Below are 21,218 nucleotides of genomic sequence, written 5' to 3' on the forward strand. Positions count from 1 at the left end.
CGCGCGCCACCGGGCGTGCTCTGCGTGGGAGTGATTTATGTCCGTACCCTCTCCAAGTGCCGCGCCCATCGCCGCACAAGCTTTTGATATCCGCCCGTTCCGCGGCGCCGTCGGTGCCGAGATCGTCGGCCTGGACCTGGCCCGGCCGGTCAACGACCAGGACTTCGCGCGCATTCACCGCGCGCACCTGGATCATCACGTCGTGGTGTTCCGCGACCAGCGCATCACCCCCGAACAACAGATCGCCTTCAGCCGCCGTTTCGGCGTGCTGCAGATCCACGTGCTCAAGCAGTTCCTGCTGGCCGGGCACCCGGAAATCCTCATCGTTTCCAACATCATCGAAAACGGCCAGTCCATCGGCCTGGGGGACGCTGGCAAGTTCTGGCATTCCGACCTCTCCTACAAGGAGCTGCCGAGCCTGGGCTCGATGCTGCACGCCCAGGAGCTGCCGTCCGAGGGCGGCGACACCTTGTTCGCCGACATGCACAAAGCCTGGGACAGCCTGCCCGAAGCGTTGCGCAAGGCGGTCGATGGCCGCTCTGCCGCGCACTCCTACACCGCGCGCTACAGCGAGACCAAGTTCGAGGGCAACTGGCGCCCGACCCTGACCCCGGAGCAACTGGCCCAGGTCCGGGAAGTGGTGCACCCGGTCGTGCGCACCCACCCGGAAAACGGCCGCAAGGCGCTGTTCGTCAGCGAAGGCTTCACCACCCGCATTGTCGGCCTGCCGGAAGACGAGAGCCGCCAGCTGCTCGCCGAGCTCTACGCCCACAGCGTGCTGCCGGAAAACATCTACCGCCACCCATGGCAGCCCCATGACCTGGTGTTCTGGGACAACCGCTCGCTGATCCACCTGGCCGCCGGTTGCCCCAGCCACCTGCGCCGCAAGCTGTACCGCACCACCATCCAGGGCGACGCCCCTTACTGATCGGCCACCCACGGCAGGAGAAACACCATGTCCCAACCTACTCAACGCCTCCCGCGCCTGGGCAAACTGGCGGCCGCCATCGGCCTGGGCTTCAGCCTGCTGGCCGCTGGCCTGGTCGCGCCGACGGCGGCCCATGCCGAAGGCGAGATCCGCATCGCCGAACAGTTCGGCATCGTCTATCTGCTGCTCAACGTGGTGCGCGACCAGAATCTGATCGAAAAACACGGCAAGGAAGAAGGCATCGACATCAAGGTCGACTGGACCCAGCTGTCCGGCGGCGCGGCGGTCAACGACGCCTTGCTCTCCGGCTCCATCGACATCGCCGGGGCCGGCGTCGGCCCGCTGCTGACCATCTGGGACCGCACCCACGGCAAGCAGAACGTCAAGGCGGTGGCGTCGCTGGGCAACTTCCCTTACTACCTGGTGAGCAACAATCCCAAGGTCAAGACCATCGCCGACTTCACCGAGAAGGACCGCATCGCGGTGCCGGCGGTGGGGGTCTCCGTGCAGTCGCGGTTCCTGCAGTACGCGGCGGCCAAGCAATGGGGCGACAAGGAATTCAATCGCCTGGACAAGTACACCATCGCCGTTCCACACCCGGACGCCACGGCGGCGCTGATCGCCGGCGGCACCGAGCTGACCGGGCACTTCTCCAACCCGCCGTTCCAGGACCAGGCGCTGGCCAACCCGAATGTGCATGTGGTGCTCAATACCTACGACCTGCTGGGTCCGAACTCGCCGACCGTGCTGTTCGCCACCGAGAAATTCCGCAGCGAGAACCCGAAAACCTACAAGGCTTTCGTCGAGGCGCTGGCCGAGGCCGCCAACTTCGCCCAGAAGGACAAGGGCGCGGCGGCGGATACCTACATCCGCGTGACCAAGGCCAAGATCGACCGCGAAGCCTTGCTGAAAATCATCGACAACCCGCAGTTCGAATTCACCGTCACCCCGAAAAACACCTACCCGCTGGCTGAATTCCTCTACCGCGTGGGCGCGATCAAGAACAAGCCGCAATCGTGGAAGGACTACTTCTTCCAGGACACCACGCCGCTGCAAGGGAGCTGATCGCCATGAACGCCCCCTTGCAAGGCCACACGGCCAGCAACCCGACCACGGCGGCCCAGGCGCTGCTGGCGGTCGACCAGGTCAGCCTGGAATACCGCACCCCGCAGCGCGTGGTGCGGGCCACCCACCAGGTCAGTTTCGAAATCGATCCCGCCGACCGTTTCGTCCTGCTCGGGCCCTCGGGCTGCGGCAAGTCGACCCTGCTCAAGGCGGTCGCCGGCTTCATCCAGCCCTGCGAGGGCGAGATTCGCCTGCAAGGACAGCGGGTCAGCCAGCCGGGGCCGGACCGGATCGTGGTGTTCCAGGAGTTCGACCAGCTGCCGCCGTGGAAAACCGTGAAACAGAACGTGATGTTCCCGCTGCTGGCGTCGAACACCCTCAACCGTCGCGAGGCCGAGGAGCGCGCGCTGCACTACCTGGACAAGGTCGGCCTGGCGGCGTTTGCCGACGCCTACCCGCACACCCTGTCCGGCGGCATGAAGGCGCGGGTGGCGATAGCACGCGCCCTGGCGATGCAGCCGAAGATCCTGCTGATGGACGAACCCTTCGCCGCCCTCGATGCCCTGACCCGGCGCAAGATGCAGGAGGAGTTGCTGCTGCTCTGGGAAGAGGTGCGCTTCACCCTGCTGTTCGTCACCCACTCCATTGAGGAAGCGCTGGTGGTGGGCAACCGCATCCTGCTGCTGTCGCCCCATCCGGGGCGGGTGCGAGCGGAAATCCACAGCCATCAGTACGACCTGCAAAGCCTCGGCGGCGTGGCGTTCCAGCAGACGGCGCGGCGTATCCACCGGCTGCTGTTCGACGAAGGCCAGTCGCCGGAAACCGAGCGCGAGCTGGATTTCACCGATATCCGTATCGCTTATTGAGCCTTTAAGAGGAACGCCCGATGAGCCATTCATCACCTGTTCGCCAGGAATACGAAGTTGCCCTCGAACCCTTGCTGGCGGTGCCGCTGGAGCGTGAGTTGCCGCTGGGCCAGCGCCTGTGGCAACAAGGCTGGCTGCGCAAGAGCCTGATCCTGATCGTGCTGGCGCTGCTCTGGGAGGCCGTGGCCCGCTACCAGAACAACGACCTGCTGCTACCGAGCTTTTTGCAGACCGCCAGCGCGCTGTACGACGGCCTGCTCAGCGGCGAGCTGCTGGGCAAGGTCGGCATCTCCCTGGTCGTGCTGCTCAAGGGGTACCTGATCGGCATCGCCCTGGCCTTTGCCCTGACCACCCTGGCGGTGTCGACCCAGGTGGGCCGCGACCTGCTGAGCACCCTGACCTCGATGTTCAACCCGTTGCCGGCCATCGCCCTGTTGCCGCTGGCCCTGCTGTGGTTCGGCCTGGGGGAGAACAGCCTGATCTTCGTGCTGGTGCATTCGGTGCTCTGGGCCCTGGCCTTGAATACCTACGCCGGCTTTCTCGGGGTTTCCGAAACCCTGCGTATGGCCGGGCGCAACTACGGGCTCAAGGGCATGCGCTTCGTGCTGTTCATCCTGATCCCGGCGGCGCTGCCGTCGATCCTCGCCGGCCTGAAAATCGGCTGGGCCTTCGCCTGGCGCACCCTGATCGCCGCCGAACTGGTGTTCGGCGCCACCAGCGGCAAGGGCGGCCTGGGCTGGTACATCTTCCAGAACCGCAACGAGCTGTACACCGACAAAGTCTTTGCCGGCCTGGCGGTGGTGATCCTGATCGGCCTGCTGGTGGAGAACCTGGTGTTCGACACCTTGGAGCGGGTCACCGTGAAACGCTGGGGCATGCAACGCTGAACCTGTAGCCGCTGCCGAGCCTGCGAGGCTGCGAGGCTGCGATCGACGGCGCAGCCGGCGCAAAACCTGACAGCGCGTTCTGTCTGGCACACCGCGTGCGCAGGTCTGGCGAGGACTTCGTCCTCGATCGCAGCCTGCGGCAGCGGCTACACAGCGTGGTGTCCATGGTTGAACTGCCCTCCACGATCCTGTAGCCGCTGCCGAGCCTGCGAGGCTGCGATCGACGGCGCAGCCGGCGCAAAACCTGACAGCGCGTTCTGTCTGGCACACCGCATGCGCAGGTCTGGCGAGGACTTCGTCCTCGATCGCAGCCTGCGGCAGCGGCTACACAGAGTGGTGTCCCTGGCTGAAATGACCCTGCTAGCATTGCGCCTGACTCATTCCCGATTAGCCACGAGTGCTCAGCATGCAACTCCCGGACATGAACCTTCTGGTCGCCCTCGACGCCCTGCTCGACGAGGGCAGCGTGGTCGGCGCGGCCCGGCGCATGAACCTCAGCCCGGCGGCCATGAGCCGGACCCTCACGCGGATCCGCGAGGCGCTGGGCGACCCGATCCTGGTGCGCGCCGGCCGCGGCTTGGTGCCCACGCCCAAGGCCCAGGAGCTGCGCGGCCAGGTACGTGACCTGGTGGAGCAGGCGGCGCTGGTGTTCCGTTCCGGCGACCAGGTCGACCTCGGCACTCTGCGCCGGCGCTTCAACGTGCGCGCCAACGACTTTTTCGTCGGCGTCTATGGCGGCCGCCTGATCGACACCCTGGAGCGCCAGGCGCCCCATTGCGAACTGCGTTTCGTCCCGGAGGGCGATGGCGACGACGAGGCCCTGCGCGAAGGGCGGATCGACCTGCGCATCAGCAACACCCGGCCGCTGACCCCGGAAGTGAAGGTGCAGAACCTGTTCTCCACCACCTTTGTCGGCTTGGTGCGCGAGCATCATCCGTTGCTCGACGAGGAGATCACCGCCGAGCGTTTTGCCGCCTTCCCGCACATCAGCATGTCCCGGCGTGGCATCGCCCGCGGGCCGATCGATGTGGCGCTCGGCGACCTGGGCCTGCAGCGCCGGGTGCCGCTGATCGCGCCGAGCTTCCATGCCGCGATGTTCATGCTGCCGGACTCGGACCTGATCCTGCCGGTGCCCAAGGAAACCCTGCTCAGCGTGTCGCGCCTGGGCCTGCACCTGCGTTCCTTCGCCTTGCCGATTCCGCTGCCGACCCTGGTGCTGACCCAGGCCTGGCACCCGCGCTACGACAAGGACCCGGCGCACAAATGGTTCCGCGAAACCCTGCGCGCCTCCTGCAACGAAACCTGGCACTCCGCCCAGCCCTGAAAAACCATGTCTCTGTAGGAGCGAGGCTTGCCCGCGATCCGCGAAGCGGCCATTTATCGCGGTGCCAGGTCTGGCCCTATCGCGAGCAAGCTTCGCTCCTACAGGTTTCGGGGGGGCGCAATCATTGCGTGCGGTGCACTTATAAGCTGTCGATAAGTCAGTTTTCGTCAGCTGTCGGGCTTTTTACACTGCTTCGGTATTTCTATCGGAGTCGTTCCCTTCATGAGTTCCCTCGCCGTGGCTGTGCCGGCGCCCGTTGAAGTGGCCAGCAAACCGGCAGTTGCCAGCCCCGCGGTCTTCGGCCCGCGAATCATCATCGGCCTGCTCGGCGTATTGCTGGCGGTGCTGGTGTCGGGCCTCAACGAAATGGTGACCAAGATCGCCCTGGCCGACATCCGTGGCGCCCTGGCCATCGGCTATGACGAAGGCACCTGGCTGGTGGCCAGTTACACCGCCACCTCGGTGGCGGCCATGGCCTTCGCCCCCTGGTGCTCGGTGACCTTCTCGCTGCGCCGTTTCACCCTTTGCGCCATCGCCCTGTTCACCGTGCTGGGCGTGCTCTGTCCGTTCGCCCCGAACTACCACAGCCTATTGCTGCTGCGCACCGTGCAGGGCCTGGCCGGCGGCGCGTTGCCGCCGATGCTGATGACCGTGGCGCTGCGGTTCCTGCCGGCCAACGTCAAGCTCTACGGCCTGGCCGGCTACGCCCTGACCGCTACCTTCGGCCCGAGCCTGGGCACGCCGCTGGCCGCCCTGTGGACCGAATACGTCGGCTGGCAATGGGCGTTCTGGCAGGTGGTGGCGCCGTGCTTGCTGGCGATGCTCGCGGTGGCCTACGGCCTGCCCCAGGACCCGCTGCGCCTGGAACGCCTCAAGGCTTTCAACTGGCGCGGCCTGCTGCTGGGGTTCCCGGCGATCTGCATGCTGGTGATCGGCATCCTCCAGGGCAATCGCCTGGACTGGTTCGGCTCGCCGCTGATCTGCCTGCTGCTGGGCGGGGGCGCGTTGTTGCTGGTGCTGTTTCTGATCAACGAATGGTCGCAGCCGATTCCGTTCTTCAAGTTGCAGATGCTCGGCATCCGCAACCTGTCGTTCGCTTTGCTGACCCTGGCCGGAGTACTGGTGGTGCTGACCGCGGTGATCATCATTCCGTCCAGTTTCCTGGCCCAGGTCCAGGGCTACCGGCCGTTGCAGACCGCCCCGGTGATGCTGGTGATGGCCCTGCCGCAGCTACTCGCATTGCCCCTGGTGGCGGCCCTGTGCAACCTGCGCTGGGTCGATTGCCGCTGGGTGCTGGGCATCGGCCTGACGATGCTGGTGCTGTCGTGCCTGGGCGGCGCGCAGCTGACCTCGGCGTGGATTCGCGACGATTTCTACGTGCTGCAACTGTTGCAGATCTTCGGCCAGCCGATGGCGGTGCTGCCATTGCTGATGCTTTCCACCGGCAGTATCCAGCCGATCGAGGGGCCGTTCGCGTCCTCCTGGTTCAACACCGTGAAAGGCCTGGCGGCGGTGATCGCCACCGGCGTGCTGGATGCCCTGACCACTCACCGCCTGCACTTTCACTCGACCATGCTGGTGGACAGCCTCGGCAACTCGCCGCTGAGCGCCGTCGACGCCAGCAACCTCGCCCAGCGCCTGCACCGACAGGCCGTGGTGCTGACCTCCGCCGACCTTTACTACGTCATGGCTGGCGTGGCGGCGGCCTTGATCCTGCTGATTTTCTGGCTGCCGACGCGGATCTATCCGCCACGCGCGCCGACTTGAACGTTCACTGAGACAGAAGGTTTTTATGACGATCCACATCAAACACAAAATCGCCGTCAGCGTGGCGGCGGTCGCGGTCCTGGGTGTGCTGGTGTACCTGGTCACCGGCAAGGCCACCGAGCAGACCACCAACGATGCCTTTGTCAACGCCGACTACACCCTGGTGGCCCCGCGCGTGGCGGGTTTCATCAAGGAAGTGCTGGTGGAAGACAACCAGCGGGTCAAGGCCGGCCAGTTGCTGGCGCTGATCGACGATCGCGACCTGCGCGCCGCGGCCCAGGCGGCGGACGCCGAAACCCTGGTGGCCCAGGCGCAGTTGCAGAACGCCCGCGCCACCCTCGACCGGCAAAGCTCGGTGATCGCCCAGGCCCAGGCCTCGGTGGTGGCCGCGCGGGCGGAAACGGCCTTCGCCGAACATGAACTGAACCGCTACAACCACCTGGCCGGGGTCGGCGCCGGCACGGTGCAGAATGCCCAGCAGGCCAGGACCCGCATCGACCAGGCCAGCGCGCGGCTGGCCACGGCCACCGCGGCGCTGGCGGCGGAACGCAAGCAGGTGGAGATCCTCACCGCCCAGCGCGACGCCGCCGAGGGCGGGCTGAAGCGCGCCCAGGCGTCCCTGGAAATGGCCAGCTACGAGCTGTCCTACACGCGTATCGTCGCGCCGGTGGACGGCATGGTCGGCGAACGCGCGGTGCGGGTCGGCGCCTACGTCACGCCGGGCAGCAAGATCCTCGCCGTGGTGCCGCTGGAGCAGGCCTATGTGGTGGCCAACTTCCAGGAAACCCAGCTGGCCCACATGCACCCCGGGCAACCGGTGCAGGTGCGGGTCGACAGCCTGGACGGCGAAACCCTGCACGGCCGGGTCGAGAGCCTGGCGCCGGCCACCGGGGTGACCTTCGCCGCGGTCAAGCCGGACAACGCCACCGGCAACTTCACCAAGGTGGTGCAGCGCATTCCGGTGAAGATCCTGCTGGAGCCCGGCCAGCCGATGGCCGAGCGTCTGCGGGTCGGGATGTCGGTGGAAGCGAGCGTCGATACCCTGGGTAAGGCCAGCTCCGCGCGTGAGGTGGTGAAGCGATGAGTCGTCTGCTCCAGCCGGTATTCGCCCTGAGCCTGTTGTCCTTGGCCGCCTGCAGTGTCGGCCCGGATTTCCAGCGTCCCGAAGGGCCGCGGGTCGAGGCCTGGGCCACCCCGCAAAAGGTTGCGCCGAGCCAGGTGGTGAGCAGCCCCCTGGACGAGCGCTGGTGGGAGGTCTTCAACGATCCGCAGCTGTCGGCCCTGAGCCGGCGCGTGCTGACCGACAACCTCGACCTGCAACTGGCCACCAGCCGCCTGCAACAGAGCCGCGCGGCGCGCCAGGTGATCACCGCCGAGCGTTATCCGACCAGCAGCGCCAGCGGCGGCTATGCGCGTAAACGCAACAGCGGCGAAGGCCTGAACGATCCGTCGGGGCACGCGGGCAAGTCCGCCTTCAACCTGTGGGACGCCGGCTTCTCGGCGTCCTGGGAGCTGGATTTCTGGGGCCGCGTGCGGCGCGAAACCGAGGCCGCCGACGCGACCCTGGAAGTCGCGGAAAATGATCGGCGCGGGGTGCTGCTGGTGGTGCTGGCCGAGACCGCCCAGGACTACATCCAGCTGCGCGGTGTGCAGAGCACCCGCGCGGTGACCGAGCAGAACCTCGACGTCGCCCGCCACAGCCTCAAGCTCTCGCAGCTGCGCCTGGCCGACGGCGTGGCCACCGACCTGGACGTGGCCGAAGCCGCCGCGCAGGTGGCGACCATCGAGTCGCAACTGCCGGCCTTGCAGCAGCGCCAGGCGCAACTGATCAACGCCCTGAGCCTGCTGATGGGCGAGCCGCCCCAGGCCCTGCACGCCGAACTCGCGGCGGATGCGCCGGTGCCGCAAACCCCGCGCCAGGTCGCCATCGGCCTGCCGTCGCAACTGGCCGAACGCCGTCCGGACATCCGCCAGGCCGAAGCCCGCCTGCATGCCGCCACCGCCAGCATCGGCGTGGCCCAGGGCGACTTTTATCCGCGCATCACCCTGTCGGGCAACTTCGGCTCCCAGGCCATGCAGCTGTCGGACTTCGGCTCCTGGGGCTCGCGCCAGTTCGGCATCGGCCCGCAGTTCAGCCTGCCGCTGTTCGACGGCGGCCGCCTGCGCGGCATGCTGCATCTGCGCGAAGCCCAGCAGCAGGAAGCGGCCGTCGCCTACCAGCAGACCGTGCTGCGCGCCTGGCATGAAATCGACGACCAGCTGACCCGCTACAACAGCAGCCAGCTGCGCCGCGACAGCCTCGCCGAAGCCGTGCGGCAGAACCAGATCGCCCTGCGCACCGCGCAACAGCAATACGTCGAAGGCGTGGTGGACTTCGTCAACGTCCTCACCGTCCAGGGCGCCTTGCTCGCCACCCAGGAACAACTGGTGGAAAGCTCGACCGGCGTTTCCCTGGCCATGGTCGGCCTGTACAAGGCCCTGGGCGGAGGCTGGGAGTCGGTGTATCCGTTGGCTAGCGCGGGTTCTGCAAAAACACCACATACCCCCTGAACCACGGGCTGTCTCGCAGATAGCCCGGCTCCTGCCATTCGCCGCCCTGGATCAACCCCACCTTGAACGGCAGGCCCATGCGGTTGAGGCGGGGCAGGTAGGCGGCGTAGTTGGGGATGCTGTGGCGGCCCTGGTAGGTCTGCACCACCACTTCGTCGACGACGCCCTTGAGCCCGGCGATGGCCTCGGGGTTGGCGTTGCTGCTCCAGTCCATCAGGCCGGTGATGCTCAGGCGGTACTGCGCAGGCAGGCGCTGGCGCAGGTCGCGCAGGAAGCTGGCGTACTCGTCGAGGTAGCGGGTGCGGGCGTCGAAATCGATCTGGATGCCGACCACCGGGTTGCCGGCCTGCTGCCAGCGCTGCACCTGGCCCAGCAACTGGCGGTAGACCGGTTCCGGCCAGTGCAGGGTGTGGGCGCGATAGACCACCCAGACCTCGCCCTGGCGCAGGCGCGGAATGGCCATGCCCTGGGCGATGAAGTGCACGTTGCCGCTCGGGTCGCGACGCGAACGGCTGATCTGCCCTTGCAGGATGTACAGGGTCTTGGCCTGGTTCAGCACCGGCTGCGGAGCGACGCCGCTCCACAGCCAGAAGGCATCGTGATCGCGGGCGTCGACCGCCGCCTGGGCACCGCCGGCCAGCAACAGCCAGACCGGCAGCAGGCATCGCCAGAAGCGGCTCATGCTTACCAGTAGTACTGCTGCGACTTGCCCCACTGGGTGTCGGCGAAGGTGCCTTTGAGCTGGCGGAACCAGGCCTTGCGTACCGCGGGCTCCACGTCTTTGCCGCCACAGCGGTTGTTGCCCGAGGACGCAAAGCAATTGATCGCGCGGTACAGGGCGTAGGCGCGGTCGTCGCGTGGCGCCTTGCTGTTGGCGATCACCTGTTTGTAGCCCTCGAGGCGGGAGAACGGTTCGCCCTTGAAAGCCGACGGCGTGCCGCCCAGGGACTGCTTGTCGGGTTGGCTGTCCAGCGGCATGCCGTCCAGGCCGTTGCGCAGGATGAACTCACCGAGGCAGTTCAGGCCTTGCGGGCTTTTCCCATCCTTCTCCAATGCCGTCGCGGTTTCTGCGATGCTCGGGCAGACGTAGCCGGACTCGGCCTCTTTGCCGTTCCACTGGAACAGCTTGAGCGACTGGCCGTTGCTGTAGACGTAACCCAGGCTGTAGCCAAGCTTGTCTTCAGGGGCGCTGGCGGGAAGCTGCGCAAGGTCGCTGGCAAAGGCCGCGTACTGGCCGCGCAGCAGGTCCTTGTAGAGCAGCACGAACTGCGCGGTATTACGTTCCACCGGGTCGGCGGCCTGGCTGATCTGCTGGCGCAGCAACTCGGCGTCGGCCACATGGCGCAGCAGGGTGAAGCGCACCTGCGGGCTTTGGATCGGCGAGTCGGCGGCGAACACCTTGGCCAGTTGCTGGTTGCGCTCGTAGTTCATCGCCAGGGCCAGCTCCAGCTGTTCCCGTTGCAACGGTTGCTTGGCCAGGGGCAGCAGTTGCAGCCACAGGGCTTGTGCGCCAGAGGCGTCGTTCTTCGCTTCCAGGGCCAGGCCGCGCAGGGTCTGCTGGCTGAAGGCGAGGTAGTCGAGGTTGGTCGCAGGCTCGGCGGGCAGAAGTTTCAGCGCGGCGTCGGGGTCGTTGTCGACGTACAGGGCGAAGGCCGCTTGCAGGTAGTCATACAGCGCCGGTTGCCCGGCGAAGACCGCCTTCTGTTGCTGCAAGGCGGCGCGGGTCAGCCGGCCTTCGGCTTGCTCGCGCATCCACATCAGGTCGTTGACCGCCAGCAGCAGGGGCGTGCTGACCGGGTTGCGGTTGACCATCAGCAGCTTGGTGTCGACTTCTTCCACCAGATCGTCCAGCGACAGGTTGCGCTGCTCGTCCTTGGCCTGGGTCATTTGCCAAGCGTAGTCGGCGGCGAGTTTGTCGGGGTTGCCGTCCAGCCAGTGCACCCGGCGCAGCAGGCCCTTGGCCGAGGCGACGTAGGCACCCTGTGGATAAGTTTGCAGGTAGGCGTCGAAGCCGGCTTCGGCCTGTTGCAGGGTGGACTTATCCACATGCTCGAGCGCCGGCATGCCGTATTCGTCGAAGGCGTTTTGCTGGGCGCTGTTGAGGAGCGTACGGGCGTTCATGTACAGCGCGGTTTCTTTCAGCCAGGTATTCGGACTGTCCTTGAGCGTGGCGAACGCCGCGCCGGCCTCGCTGAAGCGGCCGCTGTAGAAGTTGCCGGCGGCCTGTAGATAAGTGGCGAAACCCTTGCCCAGTGGTGTCTGCAGATCGGTCGGCAGCAGGCTGGCCAGTTGCGGGCTGTCCCAGTTGCAGGCGGCGAGCAGCTTGACCCGGCTCTGCGCCAGTGCCTGGCGTTCGCTGGCCGGCAGGTCGGCGGCGATCAGTTGGTCGACAAACACCTGGGCGCTGGCGTCCGAGTTGCTGCGGCAGCGGCTGCCTTCGCCGGACAGAAACGCATCGCCGGCCGCCTGAGGAGCTTCGCGCACCACCTGCAAGGCTTCCAGGCGGCCGTTGAGGTCAGTGTCGGCGCTGGCTGCCGGTGCATCCGCCGCTTCGGGGTCGGGCGCCGGGTTCAGGCGAGACACCGAAAACGGCACCGGCCCATACCCTTCGGCCAGGTCGTCGGCGTCCAGCGCTTTCGGCGCCAGGGGCAAGGCACCAGTGTCGGCCAGTAACAGGCGCAGGTTCACTCGGCTGTCGTTGCCCGGGTTGAGAAACGGCAGGCTGCTACAGCTTTCGAGGTTTTTTTTGAGCAGGGTCCAGTGCGGGTAACAGGAATCGTCGGAGCTGGCCTGGGCCTGATTGCAGAGGAGGGCGCCGAGCGCCAGTGTCAAAGACGACAAAAGACCGATACGCATGAATTGTCCTTAATCCGAAACTATGGGAGCCGAAGGTCCAAGTGTGGTGCAAATCATACAGAAGGCGCCCGGTGCTACCTAGATGACCCATGCAGGCCGCGCAGGACAAGGTGTCTACACTTGCAGGCAAGGCGCGGGACGCCTTGTCGGGATCGATAAAGATAGTGGCCACTTGCTTGACGCTTGCGCTTGCTGTCTTAGACTCCGCCCATCCGTCAGGGAGTTACGGTTATGCGGCGATTTCATGGATTGGGATTGGGATTCGGATTGACCTGTCTGGCGTGCCTTGCACAGGCGCAGACACCTGCGCCAGACGACCCGCTGCTCAGTGACAGCGCTGCCGGCGCCGCCGTGGCCAGCGGCAGCGAAGCGCGCGGCGTGCTGCGGGCCAAGGATCAGGCGGTACTGGCCGGCGAACTGTCCGGGCGCATCGTCGAGTTGCCCTACAGCGAAGGCGAGTCCTTCAAGAAAGGCGAGGTGCTGGCGCGCTTCGATTGCTCGGCCTACCAGGCCCAGCTCAATGCCGCCCAGGCCGCCAGCCGTGGCGCCAACGAAGAGCTGGCGCACAACCGCCAGCTGGCTTCGCTCAACTCGGTCGGCCGCTTCGAAGTGGCGCGAGCCGCGGCCAAGGTCTCCGAGACCCAGGCGCAATCCCAGGTCTACCAGGTGCAGGTCAAGCGTTGCAGCGTGATCGCGCCGTTCGACGGGCAGGTGGTGGCGCGCAAGGTACAGCGCTACGAAAGCGTGACGGCCGGCTCGCCCTTGCTGGAAATCGTCGACAACCGTTCCCTGGAAATCCACCTGCTGGTGCCGTCGAGCTGGATGGGCAAGCTCAAGGCCGGGCAGACCTTCAGCTTCGTCCCCGATGAAACCGGCAAGCCGCTGGCCGCCACGGTCAAGCGCCTCGGCGCGCGGATCGACGAAGGCAGCCAGACGCTGCTGCTGGTGGCGGCCGTACCCAACGCCGAGGGCCTGTTGGCGGGCATGAGCGGCACGGCGCGGTTCGCGGAGCTCAAATGAACGCGCCGGTAGCGGGCGCCGCCGAGCAGGTTTTCGCCCGGTTCCTCGACCTGGAGCGCCAGACCCGCGCCGCGCGCACGGTCGAGCAATTGGCCTACAGCCTGGTCAACGACAGCCAGGCACTGTTCGGCTATCGCCACGCGGCGCTGGTGATCGCCGGCAAGGTCCGCGCGGTGACTGGTGTCAGCGCGCTCGATCCGAATGCGCCCTTCGTGGCTTTCGTCGAACAGGCGGTGGCCCAACTGTTCAAGCTCGAACTCGCGCAGCAGGCGCGGGTGGTCGCGGCCGAGCAACTGAGCGCCCCGGTACGGGCCGACTGGCAGAGCCTGTCGGCGGCGCAAGTGTTCTGGTTGCCGCTGATCGATCGTCAGGGCGCGCTCTTTGGTGGCCTGTGGCTGGCCCGCGACAATCCGTGGAACCCTTCCGAACAAGTATTGCTGGCACAACTGGGCGACACCTACAGCCACGCCTGGCTGGCGCTGCAACCGCGCAAGCCTTGGCGCCTGCGCTGGAACCGCAAACGCCGGCTGGCGCTGTTGGCGGTGGTGTTGCTGGGCTTGCTGATTCCGGTGCGGCAGTCGGTGCTGGCGCCGGCCGAAGTGGTGCCGCTGGGCGGGCGTGTGGTGGCGGCGCCGCTGGACGGGGTGATCGCCGAGTTTTTGGTCAAGCCTAACCAGACGGTGAAGACCGGCGACCTGCTGCTGCGTTTCGAAAACACCACCCTCAATGCCCAGGCCGATGTCGCCGCCCGCGCCTTGGGCGTGGCCGAGGCGGAACTGAAGGCCAATTCCCAGCGGGCCTTCGCCGATGCCGAATCCAGCTCGAAGATCGACCTGCTGGCGGCCCGGGTCGAACAGAAACGCGCCGAACGCGATTACGCCCGCGAATTGCTCAAGCGCAGCGAAGTACGGGCCGAACGCGACGGCATCGCGGTGTTCGCCGACGCCGAGCGCTGGACCGGCAAACCGGTGCAGACCGGCGAGCGCCTGATGGAAATCGCCGACCCCAACCAGGCCGAGTTGCGCATCGAACTGGCCGTGGGCGATGCCATTGCCCTGGAGCCCGGCGCGCAGGTGGCGCTGTTTCTCGACAGCGACCCGTTGCAGCGCCATCTGGCCAGCCTCGAACGGGCGGCCTACGAGGCGCAGCCGACGCCGGGCGGGCAATTGGCCTACCGCCTCGATGCGCGTTTTCGCGACGCGCCGCCGCGGATCGGCCTGCGCGGCACGGCCAAGCTCTTCGGTGAGCGCGCGCCGCTGGCGCTGTACCTGCTGCGCCGCCCGCTGGCCGGTCTGCGGCAGAGCGTGGGCCTGTAATGAGCCTGCCGGGCCTGCGCGCGGACTTGCAGCTGTCGCCGGCGGCGCCGGCGCTGGACGGTTCGCCGCGCTGGACCCTGGCCGACCCGGTGCGCGGCCGCTATTTCAAGCTCGGCGCAGCGGCGATGCGCTTGCTCAGGCACTGGTCCCTGGGGGACGCCGGGCAGGTGCTGCGCGCCGCCAACCGCGAGCCGGGGCTGCCCCTGGGCGGCGCGGAACTGGAAGAGTTGCTGGGCTTTTTGCGCAGCCATGACCTGATCACCGCCCTCGATCCGCAGCAGCGCGCCAGCTATGAGCTCAAGGCCGCCGCCCAGCACCAGAGCCTGTGGCAGGTGCTGCTGCACCAATACCTGTTCTTTCGTATCCCGCTGTGGCGCCCGGACGCCTTTCTCAATCGCGCCTGGCCGTGGCTGGCGCGGTTCGGCCCGGGGTTGCTGCGCTACGGCTTGCCCCTGACCCTGGGGCTGGGAGTGTTTTTGGTGTCGCGGGACTGGCAGCGCTTCCTGGCGACCTTTCCCCACCTGTTCAGCCTCGGCGGCGCCCTGGCGTTTGGCGTGGCGCTGTTCTTCGCCAAGCTGTGCCATGAGTTCGGCCACGCCTTCATGGCCAAGCGCGCCGGTTGCCGGGTGCAGAGCATGGGGGTGGCGTTCATGGTGCTGCTGCCGATGTTCTACACCGACGTCAGCGATGCCTGGCGAGTCAATGACCGTCGCGCGCGCTTGCTGATCGGCGCCGGCGGCGTGCTGGCCGAGCTGCTGCTGGCCAGCATCGCCCTGCTGGCCTGGTCGCTGCTGCCGGACGGCCCGGCGCGCACCGCGGCCTTCATGCTCGCCAGCGCCACCTGGATCACCACCCTGGTGATCAACCTGAACCCCTTCATGCGCTTCGACGGCTATTTTCTGCTGAGCGATTTCTGGGAGGTGGACAACCTGCAAGGGCGGGCCTTCGCCCTCTGTCGCTGGCGTCTGCGCGAGGCCTTGTTCGGCTACCGGGAGCCGGCGCCGGAGCCCTGGTCGCCGGCCATGCAGCGGCGTCTGCTGTGGTGGGGTTATGGCTCGTGGCTGTGGCGCGCGGTGCTGTTTTTCGGGATTGCGCTGGCGGTGTACCACCTGTTTTTCAAGCTGCTGGGCATCTTCCTGATGCTGGTGGAACTGGTCTGGTTCATCTTTTTGCCCATCGTGCGGGAATGGCGCGAATGGTGGACGCACCGCGAACAGGCCCACGCGCCACGGGTATTGCTCAGCGGCCTGGGGTTGTTGGCGGCGCTGCTGCTGGTGGCGGTGCCCTGGCGCGGCTCGGTGGAGGTGCCGGCGATGCTCGAAGCCGGACGCGCCAGCGCCTTGCATGCGCCGGTGGCGGCGCGGGTCCGGCAGGTCAATGTCAGCGACGGCCAGGCGGTGAGCAAGGACCAGGTTTTGGTTGAGCTCGAATCCCCGGACCTGGCCTCGCGCCAGGCCATCGCGCGGCGGGAAATCGAGATCCAGCAATTGCAGATGCGCCGCCGCGCCGGGCGCAGCGAGACCGCCGCCGATGCCGGGATCGTCGAGCAGCAGCTGGCCGAGGCCGTGGCCGAATACCGCGGCCTGTCGGCGCAACGCGAGCGCCTGCTGCTGCGCGCGCCCGAGGCTGGCCAGCTGCGCGACTTGCTGCCGCAACTGCAGGTGGGCCGCTGGGTTTCGCCCAAGGAGCCGCTGGCCCGGGTGGTCGAGCCGGGCGCGCGCTTGCGTGGGTTTCTCGCCGAGGCCGACCTGTGGCGGGTCGCGTCGGGCGCCACGGGGCGCTTTATCGCCGACGACCCGATGCACCCGGCGCTCGAGGTGCAATTAACCGAAGTCGATACCAACGGCGTGGCGTATATCGATCAGGAGGCGCTGACCTCCGATCACCATGGGCCGATTGCCGTGCGCCGCGATGAAAACCGCCGCGCCGAACCGGTCCAGGCGCAGTACGGCGCGCGGCTCAAGGTGCTCGATGCCAGCGTCACCCCGAGCCAGCCGCTGCGCGGCGTGGTGGTGTTGCAGGGGCGTGGCGAGTCGCTGCTCGGTACGGCCTGGCGGCGCCTGGCGGCGCTGGGCGTGAGGGAAAGCGGGTTCTGAAACAAGGAATTTTCAGGGAGAACGCATATGTTGCATAAGGATTCGGCCATGTCCGATGGCTTGGTGGTACGTCCGTCGCGGCCCACCGACGGACCGTTCCTGCAAAGCCTTTACCGTTCGGCGCGCAGCGATCTGCAATGGATCGATGGCGAACAGGAGCAGATCGAGCAGGTGATCGCCCAGCAGTTCCAGGTCCAGGAGCAGGGAGCGGGGGAGAACTTCCCTGGCGCCATGCACTACGTGATCGAAAAGCTCGGCAGCGCCATCGGTGCCCTGACCACCGATTTCGGCGCCAATGAAATCCGTGTGCTGTACCTGGCGTTCATTCCCGCCGCCCGCGGTCGCGGTTATGGGCGCACGGTGCTGCAAGGCGTGCAGAAAGCCGCCGAGCAGGTGCGCTGCCCGGTGGCTACGGTGGTCTGGGCCAGCAACCCCCATGCGCGCCGGCATTACCTGGCGCTGGGGTTTCAGGTCGAGGAAGCCAATCCGGCGGCCGAGCGGCTGGTGTGGTACCCCGGTCCGCGCGGCTGAGCGGCGCAACCCCGCGGGTTCGAGCCGGTGCCCGGGGCGCTGCCGCCAGGCACGCTCGGTTCAGTTGAAGGCGATATAGAAATAGCCCAGCGTCGGATCGCGGCCCAGGGCCGGCACCCGTGACACGAACATGCCCTGCAGGTGGCCGACGCCGGGCAGTTCCAGGTCGCACAGGCCGTCGACGAACGCTGTCGGCGCCAGGCTGTTGAGCTCGACGCAGAAGGGCATGCGCGGGCTGTTCGGCATGCGGGACTGGGGAGTGTCCTTGATGGACTCGATATGGACCGGCAACACGCTGCCGTCCGGTAGCAACAGATTGCAGGTTTGCCCCAGCAAAGGCTGGAAATGCTCACTTTGCAGCAGATGCAGCATGGCGCCACTCCTGGCCGGAAAAAGGGCCGGGGGAATGTCCCCCGGCGCGAACTTCAATTGCGCGATGGGAACAGACCGTTCAAGGCCACGCTGAAGTTGATCACCAGGAACGGGTTCATGACTTCCAGCGGCAGGCCGTTGCCGGCGGGCGAGATGGTGCCGGAGATCGTGGTGCTGACCCCTTGGAGGGGCACCGGCGTGGCACCCAGCCCGTCGGAATAGATGGTCGCGGTGCCCGGCCCGCCGCCGGAGGTGCCGATGAACGAGTTGGTGGCCGTCGGCACGCTGACCGGGCTGCTGGCGGGGTTGGCCAATTGCAGCGTGGTGGCGGCGTTTACGCTGGCGAGGGTGTGGGTGTGGGACGGCAGGTTGTTGAGGGTCGGGGTGACGTTTTCGGTGCCGGAAACCTCGCCGATCACCCGTGGCGTCAGGCCCAGCCCGTTACCCTGGCCGATGGGCAGCCGCCCTTGCAGGTTCGGCAACTGGAAGTTGGTGGTGCCGTTGCCGCCGTAGTAGGTGCCCAGCAGCGAAAACAGCGCCTGGTACTGCGAGATTCCCAGGGTCTGGCCGTAACACGAGGCCCAGCCGTTGGGAGGGAAGTTAAAGGAAAAAGCTTGAATGGTGCCCATGAACACTTCCATAGTTTTTTATCCTTCAGGTTAATCAGTGGAACTCCTTGAGCCGATCCCTGGTGTCTGGCCTGACAGCTTGACCGATACGGTCAGAACGCCAAACGGGCTCGTTGACAGCAATGGTTAGCGTAGACGCTGTTCCGCCAGTCGCCTGGGGTGATGGGGTGCCTTATGTCTGGCCGGATAAACAGCGATGCTGTGGTGGTAAAACGTTGGTGCAGGGGACATTCATGGCGTTTCGCAGAGAGCCGCAATTGCTGGATACGGCCGGGCCGGGCATCGCCAATCGGCTGGCGAGCGACGCACAGCGCCTGGTCGCGGTGCTGCGGGCGTACTGGCTGCTGCCGATTTTGCTGCTGGCGGCGGCCACCCGTTTCTACGACCTGACCGCCGCGGCCATCTGGGGCGATGAAGGCTCCAGCCTGCTGCTCAGCCGCTACGGCCTGAGCGAACTCTGGGTGCATGCCGCCCACGATGTGCATCCGCCGCTGTACTTCATGCTGCTGCGCGGCTGGATCGCGCTGTTTGGCGACGGCATCTTTGCCATTCGCAGTTTCAGCGCCTGGCCGGGGATCGTCTGTGTCGGCCTGGGGGTGTGGCTGGTGGCGCAGATCGCCAGCCGCCGTGCGGCGATCCTCGCCGGGTTCCTGCTGGCCCTGCTGCCCACCGCCGTGCGCTACAGCCAGGAAGTGCGCATGTATGCCTTGCTGGGGGTGTGGCTGCTCGGCGCCACCCTGGCCCTGGTGTACTGGCTCAGGCAGCCCCGGCGCCAGCGCTACCTGGTGTATTACACGCTGCTGATGAGCGCGGCGTTCTACACCCACTATTTCACCGCGCTCTGCGTGCTTGCCCACTGGGCGTACCTGTTGCTGCTGCGCCTGCAAGCGACGCCTGCGAGCCGGGCGATCAACCAGCCGGGCTGGTGGCTGGCCAACCTCGCCATTGTCATGCTGTTCGCCCCCTGGCTGCCGGGGCTGGTGGACCTGCTGCAGCATATCGACCAGCTGAAAGCCAGCGGCGATGTGGGCTGGGAACCGTCGGTGGAGTTTTTTTCATTGCCCTCGATGGTCTGGCAATTGCTGACCCAGGACGATGGCGAAAGCCGTTCCCCGCTGCTGTTCGCGGGCCTGCCGCTGCTGGTGCTGAGCGTTGTCGCAATGCTCGCCTGGCGCGACCGCACGCCCTGGCGCTGGAGCTGGCTGCTGGCGATCTACAGCGTGCTGCCGCTGTTGCTGGTGTTTGCGGTGTCATTCGTTACGCCGGTGTTCATCGAGCGCTACCTGACGGCCTATGCCCTGGGCCTGCCGCTGCTTTTCGCGATGGCGATCGACCGGCTGCTGGAGCATGCCCAGGTGCATGCCCGCGCGCTGGCGCTGGCGGTCCTGCTGCTGTTCGCCGGGGCCGAGGGGGTCGGCCTGAACAACAACGCCACGGTGGATAGCAACGATCAGATCAGCGTGCTGGTGGACTACGTGAACCAGCGCTACGTGGCCGGCGACCGGATCGTCACCAGCGACCTGCTGTGGTACCTGAGCTACGTCTACTACAACCGTACCGACGCCCAGCCGCTGCTCTACACCCCGCCCACGCCCGCCGGCGTCTCCACTCGGCCCAACGCCTATGGTTTCGGCACCCTGGTCGAGCAGCAGGCTGACAGGCTTTACCTCGACCGGCTGTCGGCGTTGCCGGTGGGCAGTGGTCGCGTCTGGCTGATCGGCACGGCCGACCAACCCGACGAATTCGCCCCGCTGCCGGCGCAATGGCGAAAAACCGGCGAGTTCACCGCCGGCGGAGTCACGGCGCGGTTGCTGGTGATATGCGGCGTGGCGCAGGGGCAGGCGTCGGTACAAGCACTGTGCACCCAGGCTGGGAAGCCTGCTGGATAGCGGTCTTGGGCGGTTTTTGCGCAAAAAATCGGCCTGTGAACCGGTCGATGACGAAAGGCAGAATTCAGGGCCAGCAGTGGCTTAATCGGTTCACGTCCAGTCCCAGAGCGGCGAGTGTTTTTAAAACACACGTTTTTTATGGTTTTTGCTTCGAATTGATATCAAAGCACCACTAGTTGGTTTTCTGACCTTGCACTACGCTTTTCCCTACAAATGGACTTATAGCTAGGGTGAAGGGATTGCCGCAGTTCCATTTTATTTCCGGTTTACCGCGCTCAGGGTCGACCCTGCTGTCGGCCATCCTGCTGCAGAACCCGCGCTTTCACGCCGGCATGACCAGCCCGGTGGGTGCGCTGTTCAGCGGCATCCTCGAACAATGCAGCGCCGGCAGCGAATTCGGCGCGGTCATCGACATCGACATGCGCCGCCGCCTGCTGCGCGGGCTGTTCGACTCCTACTACGCCGACAAGGCCGATAAACCTGTTGTCTTCGACACCAATCGCCAATGGTGCGCGCGCCTGCCGGCCTTGAAGGACCTGTTTCCCAAGGCCAAGACCATCGCCTGTGTGCGCAATGTCGCCTGGGTCATGGACAGCCTGGAACGGCTGTACCGGGCCAACCCTTTCGAAAACACCAAGCTGTTCGGCGATGCGGTCGAGCGCAACTCGGTCTACAGCCGCTGCGAAACCCTGGCCCAGCACAACCGGCTGGTGGGGTATGCCTGGACCGCCTTGAAAGAAGCCTATTACGGCGAAAACGCCGATTCGCTGCTGATCGTCGACTACGACCTGCTGAGCCAGGCCCCGGGGCGGGTGATGCGGCTGATCTACGACTTTATCGACGAACCCTGGTTCGAACACGATTTCGACAGCCTGGCCTACGACGCGCCCGAGTTTGACCAGGCGCTGGGGGTCGCGGGCCTGCACAAGGTCAAGGCGCGGGTGGCGCTGCAGTCGCGGCGCACCATCCTGCCGCCGGACCTGTTCGAGAAGTATGCGGAGCTGTCCTTCTGGAAAGACGGGGCATCCAGCGCCGCCAATGTCATTCGCATGAAATCCGACGCCGCGGTCCGTTGACCGCGGTTTTCATTTGCACCTTTCAGCACGTTCGAGTCCGGGTGAG

18 protein-coding genes are annotated in these 21,218 nt (G+C 66.4%); 14 read left to right on the forward strand and 4 right to left on the reverse strand.

The annotated features are described in order from the left end of the window. The first annotated feature begins 37 nt into the window (after positions 1-37). The 8 genes from PMI20_RS04065 (at position 38) to PMI20_RS04100 (ending at position 9,387) form a co-directional block, all read left to right on the forward strand. Positions 38-928: a TauD/TfdA dioxygenase family protein gene (locus PMI20_RS04065; RefSeq protein WP_007928657.1), complete on the forward strand. Its 891-nt coding sequence runs from the start codon at positions 38-40 to the stop codon at positions 926-928. Positions 929-955: 27 nt separating this feature from the next. Continuing rightward, a complete protein-coding gene (locus tag PMI20_RS04070) occupies positions 956-1,993 on the forward strand; it encodes an ABC transporter substrate-binding protein (RefSeq protein WP_007928655.1) in 1,038 nt (345 codons plus the stop codon). 5 nt (positions 1,994-1,998) lie between these two features. Further along, positions 1,999-2,859 carry an ABC transporter ATP-binding protein gene (locus PMI20_RS04075; RefSeq protein WP_007928654.1) on the forward strand — a complete coding sequence of 287 codons (861 nt, stop codon included), beginning with the start codon at positions 1,999-2,001 and terminating at the stop codon, positions 2,857-2,859. A gap of 20 nt (positions 2,860-2,879) precedes the next feature. After that, positions 2,880-3,746 (forward strand): ABC transporter permease, encoded by an 867-nt coding sequence (locus PMI20_RS04080; protein WP_007928653.1) that lies wholly within the window; start codon positions 2,880-2,882, stop codon positions 3,744-3,746. 406 nt (positions 3,747-4,152) lie between these two features. Further along, positions 4,153-5,070, forward strand: a complete 918-nt coding sequence (locus PMI20_RS04085) for a LysR family transcriptional regulator (RefSeq protein ID WP_007928652.1) — start codon at positions 4,153-4,155, stop codon at positions 5,068-5,070. Positions 5,071-5,292: 222 nt separating this feature from the next. Further along, entirely contained in the window at positions 5,293-6,837 is a 1,545-nt protein-coding gene (locus PMI20_RS04090) for an MFS transporter (protein WP_007928651.1), read from the forward strand. Positions 6,838-6,862: 25 nt separating this feature from the next. Then, positions 6,863-7,921: an HlyD family secretion protein gene (locus PMI20_RS04095; protein ID WP_007928650.1), complete on the forward strand. Its 1,059-nt coding sequence runs from the start codon at positions 6,863-6,865 to the stop codon at positions 7,919-7,921. Next, on the forward strand, positions 7,918-9,387 hold the full coding sequence (locus tag PMI20_RS04100; protein ID WP_007928649.1) for an efflux transporter outer membrane subunit: 1,470 nt from the start codon (positions 7,918-7,920) through the stop codon (positions 9,385-9,387). The genes PMI20_RS04095 and PMI20_RS04100 overlap by 4 nt, the downstream gene beginning before the upstream one ends. Here PMI20_RS04100 and PMI20_RS04105 read toward each other — a convergent pair. Beyond that, positions 9,350-10,069 carry a DUF3142 domain-containing protein gene (locus tag PMI20_RS04105; protein ID WP_007928648.1) on the reverse strand — a complete coding sequence of 240 codons (720 nt, stop codon included), beginning with the start codon at positions 10,067-10,069 and terminating at the stop codon, positions 9,350-9,352. The genes PMI20_RS04100 and PMI20_RS04105 overlap by 38 nt on opposite strands. Before the next feature lie 2 nt (positions 10,070-10,071). Beyond that, positions 10,072-12,243 carry a PA5441 family protein gene (locus PMI20_RS04110; RefSeq protein ID WP_007928646.1) on the reverse strand — a complete coding sequence of 724 codons (2,172 nt, stop codon included), beginning with the start codon at positions 12,241-12,243 and terminating at the stop codon, positions 10,072-10,074. 231 nt (positions 12,244-12,474) lie between these two features. On the opposite strand from PMI20_RS04110, the gene PMI20_RS04115 reads away from it, so the two are divergent. The 4 genes from PMI20_RS04115 to PMI20_RS04130 are packed head-to-tail and all read left to right on the forward strand — an operon-like array spanning position 12,475 to position 17,206. Next, positions 12,475-13,263 carry an efflux RND transporter periplasmic adaptor subunit gene (locus PMI20_RS04115; protein ID WP_007928634.1) on the forward strand — a complete coding sequence of 263 codons (789 nt, stop codon included), beginning with the start codon at positions 12,475-12,477 and terminating at the stop codon, positions 13,261-13,263. After that, positions 13,260-14,579 (forward strand): efflux RND transporter periplasmic adaptor subunit, encoded by a 1,320-nt coding sequence (locus tag PMI20_RS04120; RefSeq protein WP_007928633.1) that lies wholly within the window; start codon positions 13,260-13,262, stop codon positions 14,577-14,579. The genes PMI20_RS04115 and PMI20_RS04120 overlap by 4 nt, the downstream gene beginning before the upstream one ends. Then, positions 14,579-16,675 carry an efflux RND transporter periplasmic adaptor subunit gene (locus tag PMI20_RS04125; RefSeq protein ID WP_007928632.1) on the forward strand — a complete coding sequence of 699 codons (2,097 nt, stop codon included), beginning with the start codon at positions 14,579-14,581 and terminating at the stop codon, positions 16,673-16,675. Before PMI20_RS04120 ends, PMI20_RS04125 begins: the two co-directional genes overlap by 1 nt. Positions 16,676-16,702: 27 nt before the next feature. Next, positions 16,703-17,206 (forward strand): GNAT family N-acetyltransferase, encoded by a 504-nt coding sequence (locus tag PMI20_RS04130; RefSeq protein ID WP_007928631.1) that lies wholly within the window; start codon positions 16,703-16,705, stop codon positions 17,204-17,206. 60 nt (positions 17,207-17,266) lie between these two features. Here the strand turns inward: PMI20_RS04130 and PMI20_RS04135 are convergent, their stop codons facing one another. Together PMI20_RS04135 and PMI20_RS04140 are read right to left on the reverse strand one after the other, a co-directional pair. Beyond that, positions 17,267-17,578 (reverse strand): DUF6916 family protein, encoded by a 312-nt coding sequence (locus tag PMI20_RS04135; RefSeq protein ID WP_007928630.1) that lies wholly within the window; start codon positions 17,576-17,578, stop codon positions 17,267-17,269. 53 nt (positions 17,579-17,631) lie between these two features. Next, entirely contained in the window at positions 17,632-18,219 is a 588-nt protein-coding gene (locus PMI20_RS04140) for a phage tail protein (protein WP_007928628.1), read from the reverse strand. A gap of 221 nt (positions 18,220-18,440) precedes the next feature. Here PMI20_RS04140 and PMI20_RS04145 point away from each other — a divergent pair, with 221 nt between their 5' ends. Together PMI20_RS04145 and PMI20_RS04150 are read left to right on the forward strand one after the other, a co-directional pair. Continuing rightward, positions 18,441-20,096, forward strand: a complete 1,656-nt coding sequence (locus PMI20_RS04145; RefSeq protein WP_007928627.1) for a glycosyltransferase family 39 protein — start codon at positions 18,441-18,443, stop codon at positions 20,094-20,096. 230 nt (positions 20,097-20,326) lie between these two features. Next, entirely contained in the window at positions 20,327-21,172 is an 846-nt protein-coding gene (locus PMI20_RS04150; RefSeq protein ID WP_037035294.1) for a sulfotransferase family protein, read from the forward strand. Positions 21,173-21,218 lie beyond the last annotated feature (46 nt).

This window comes from Pseudomonas sp. GM17, from assembly GCF_000282175.2.
Taxonomy (GTDB): Bacteria; Pseudomonadota; Gammaproteobacteria; order Pseudomonadales; family Pseudomonadaceae; genus Aquipseudomonas; species Aquipseudomonas chlororaphis.

Excerpts from the sequence above, each read along its gene's own strand:
- PMI20_RS04065 (WP_007928657.1), top strand. The coding sequence starts at position 38 with ATGTCCGTACCCTCTCCAAGTGCCGCGCCCATCGCCGCACAAGCTTTT.
- PMI20_RS04070 (WP_007928655.1), top strand. The coding sequence starts at position 956 with ATGTCCCAACCTACTCAACGCCTCCCGCGCCTGGGCAAACTGGCGGCC.
- PMI20_RS04075 (WP_007928654.1), top strand. The coding sequence starts at position 1,999 with ATGAACGCCCCCTTGCAAGGCCACACGGCCAGCAACCCGACCACGGCG.
- PMI20_RS04080 (WP_007928653.1), top strand. The coding sequence starts at position 2,880 with ATGAGCCATTCATCACCTGTTCGCCAGGAATACGAAGTTGCCCTCGAA.
- PMI20_RS04085 (WP_007928652.1), top strand. The coding sequence starts at position 4,153 with ATGCAACTCCCGGACATGAACCTTCTGGTCGCCCTCGACGCCCTGCTC.
- PMI20_RS04090 (WP_007928651.1), top strand. The coding sequence starts at position 5,293 with ATGAGTTCCCTCGCCGTGGCTGTGCCGGCGCCCGTTGAAGTGGCCAGC.
- PMI20_RS04095 (WP_007928650.1), top strand. The coding sequence starts at position 6,863 with ATGACGATCCACATCAAACACAAAATCGCCGTCAGCGTGGCGGCGGTC.
- PMI20_RS04100 (WP_007928649.1), top strand. The coding sequence starts at position 7,918 with ATGAGTCGTCTGCTCCAGCCGGTATTCGCCCTGAGCCTGTTGTCCTTG.
- PMI20_RS04105 (WP_007928648.1), bottom strand. The coding sequence starts at position 10,069 with ATGAGCCGCTTCTGGCGATGCCTGCTGCCGGTCTGGCTGTTGCTGGCC.
- PMI20_RS04110 (WP_007928646.1), bottom strand. The coding sequence starts at position 12,243 with ATGCGTATCGGTCTTTTGTCGTCTTTGACACTGGCGCTCGGCGCCCTC.
- PMI20_RS04115 (WP_007928634.1), top strand. The coding sequence starts at position 12,475 with ATGCGGCGATTTCATGGATTGGGATTGGGATTCGGATTGACCTGTCTG.
- PMI20_RS04120 (WP_007928633.1), top strand. The coding sequence starts at position 13,260 with ATGAACGCGCCGGTAGCGGGCGCCGCCGAGCAGGTTTTCGCCCGGTTC.
- PMI20_RS04125 (WP_007928632.1), top strand. The coding sequence starts at position 14,579 with ATGAGCCTGCCGGGCCTGCGCGCGGACTTGCAGCTGTCGCCGGCGGCG.
- PMI20_RS04130 (WP_007928631.1), top strand. The coding sequence starts at position 16,703 with ATGTTGCATAAGGATTCGGCCATGTCCGATGGCTTGGTGGTACGTCCG.
- PMI20_RS04135 (WP_007928630.1), bottom strand. The coding sequence starts at position 17,578 with ATGCTGCATCTGCTGCAAAGTGAGCATTTCCAGCCTTTGCTGGGGCAA.
- PMI20_RS04140 (WP_007928628.1), bottom strand. The coding sequence starts at position 18,219 with ATGGAAGTGTTCATGGGCACCATTCAAGCTTTTTCCTTTAACTTCCCT.
- PMI20_RS04145 (WP_007928627.1), top strand. The coding sequence starts at position 18,441 with ATGGCGTTTCGCAGAGAGCCGCAATTGCTGGATACGGCCGGGCCGGGC.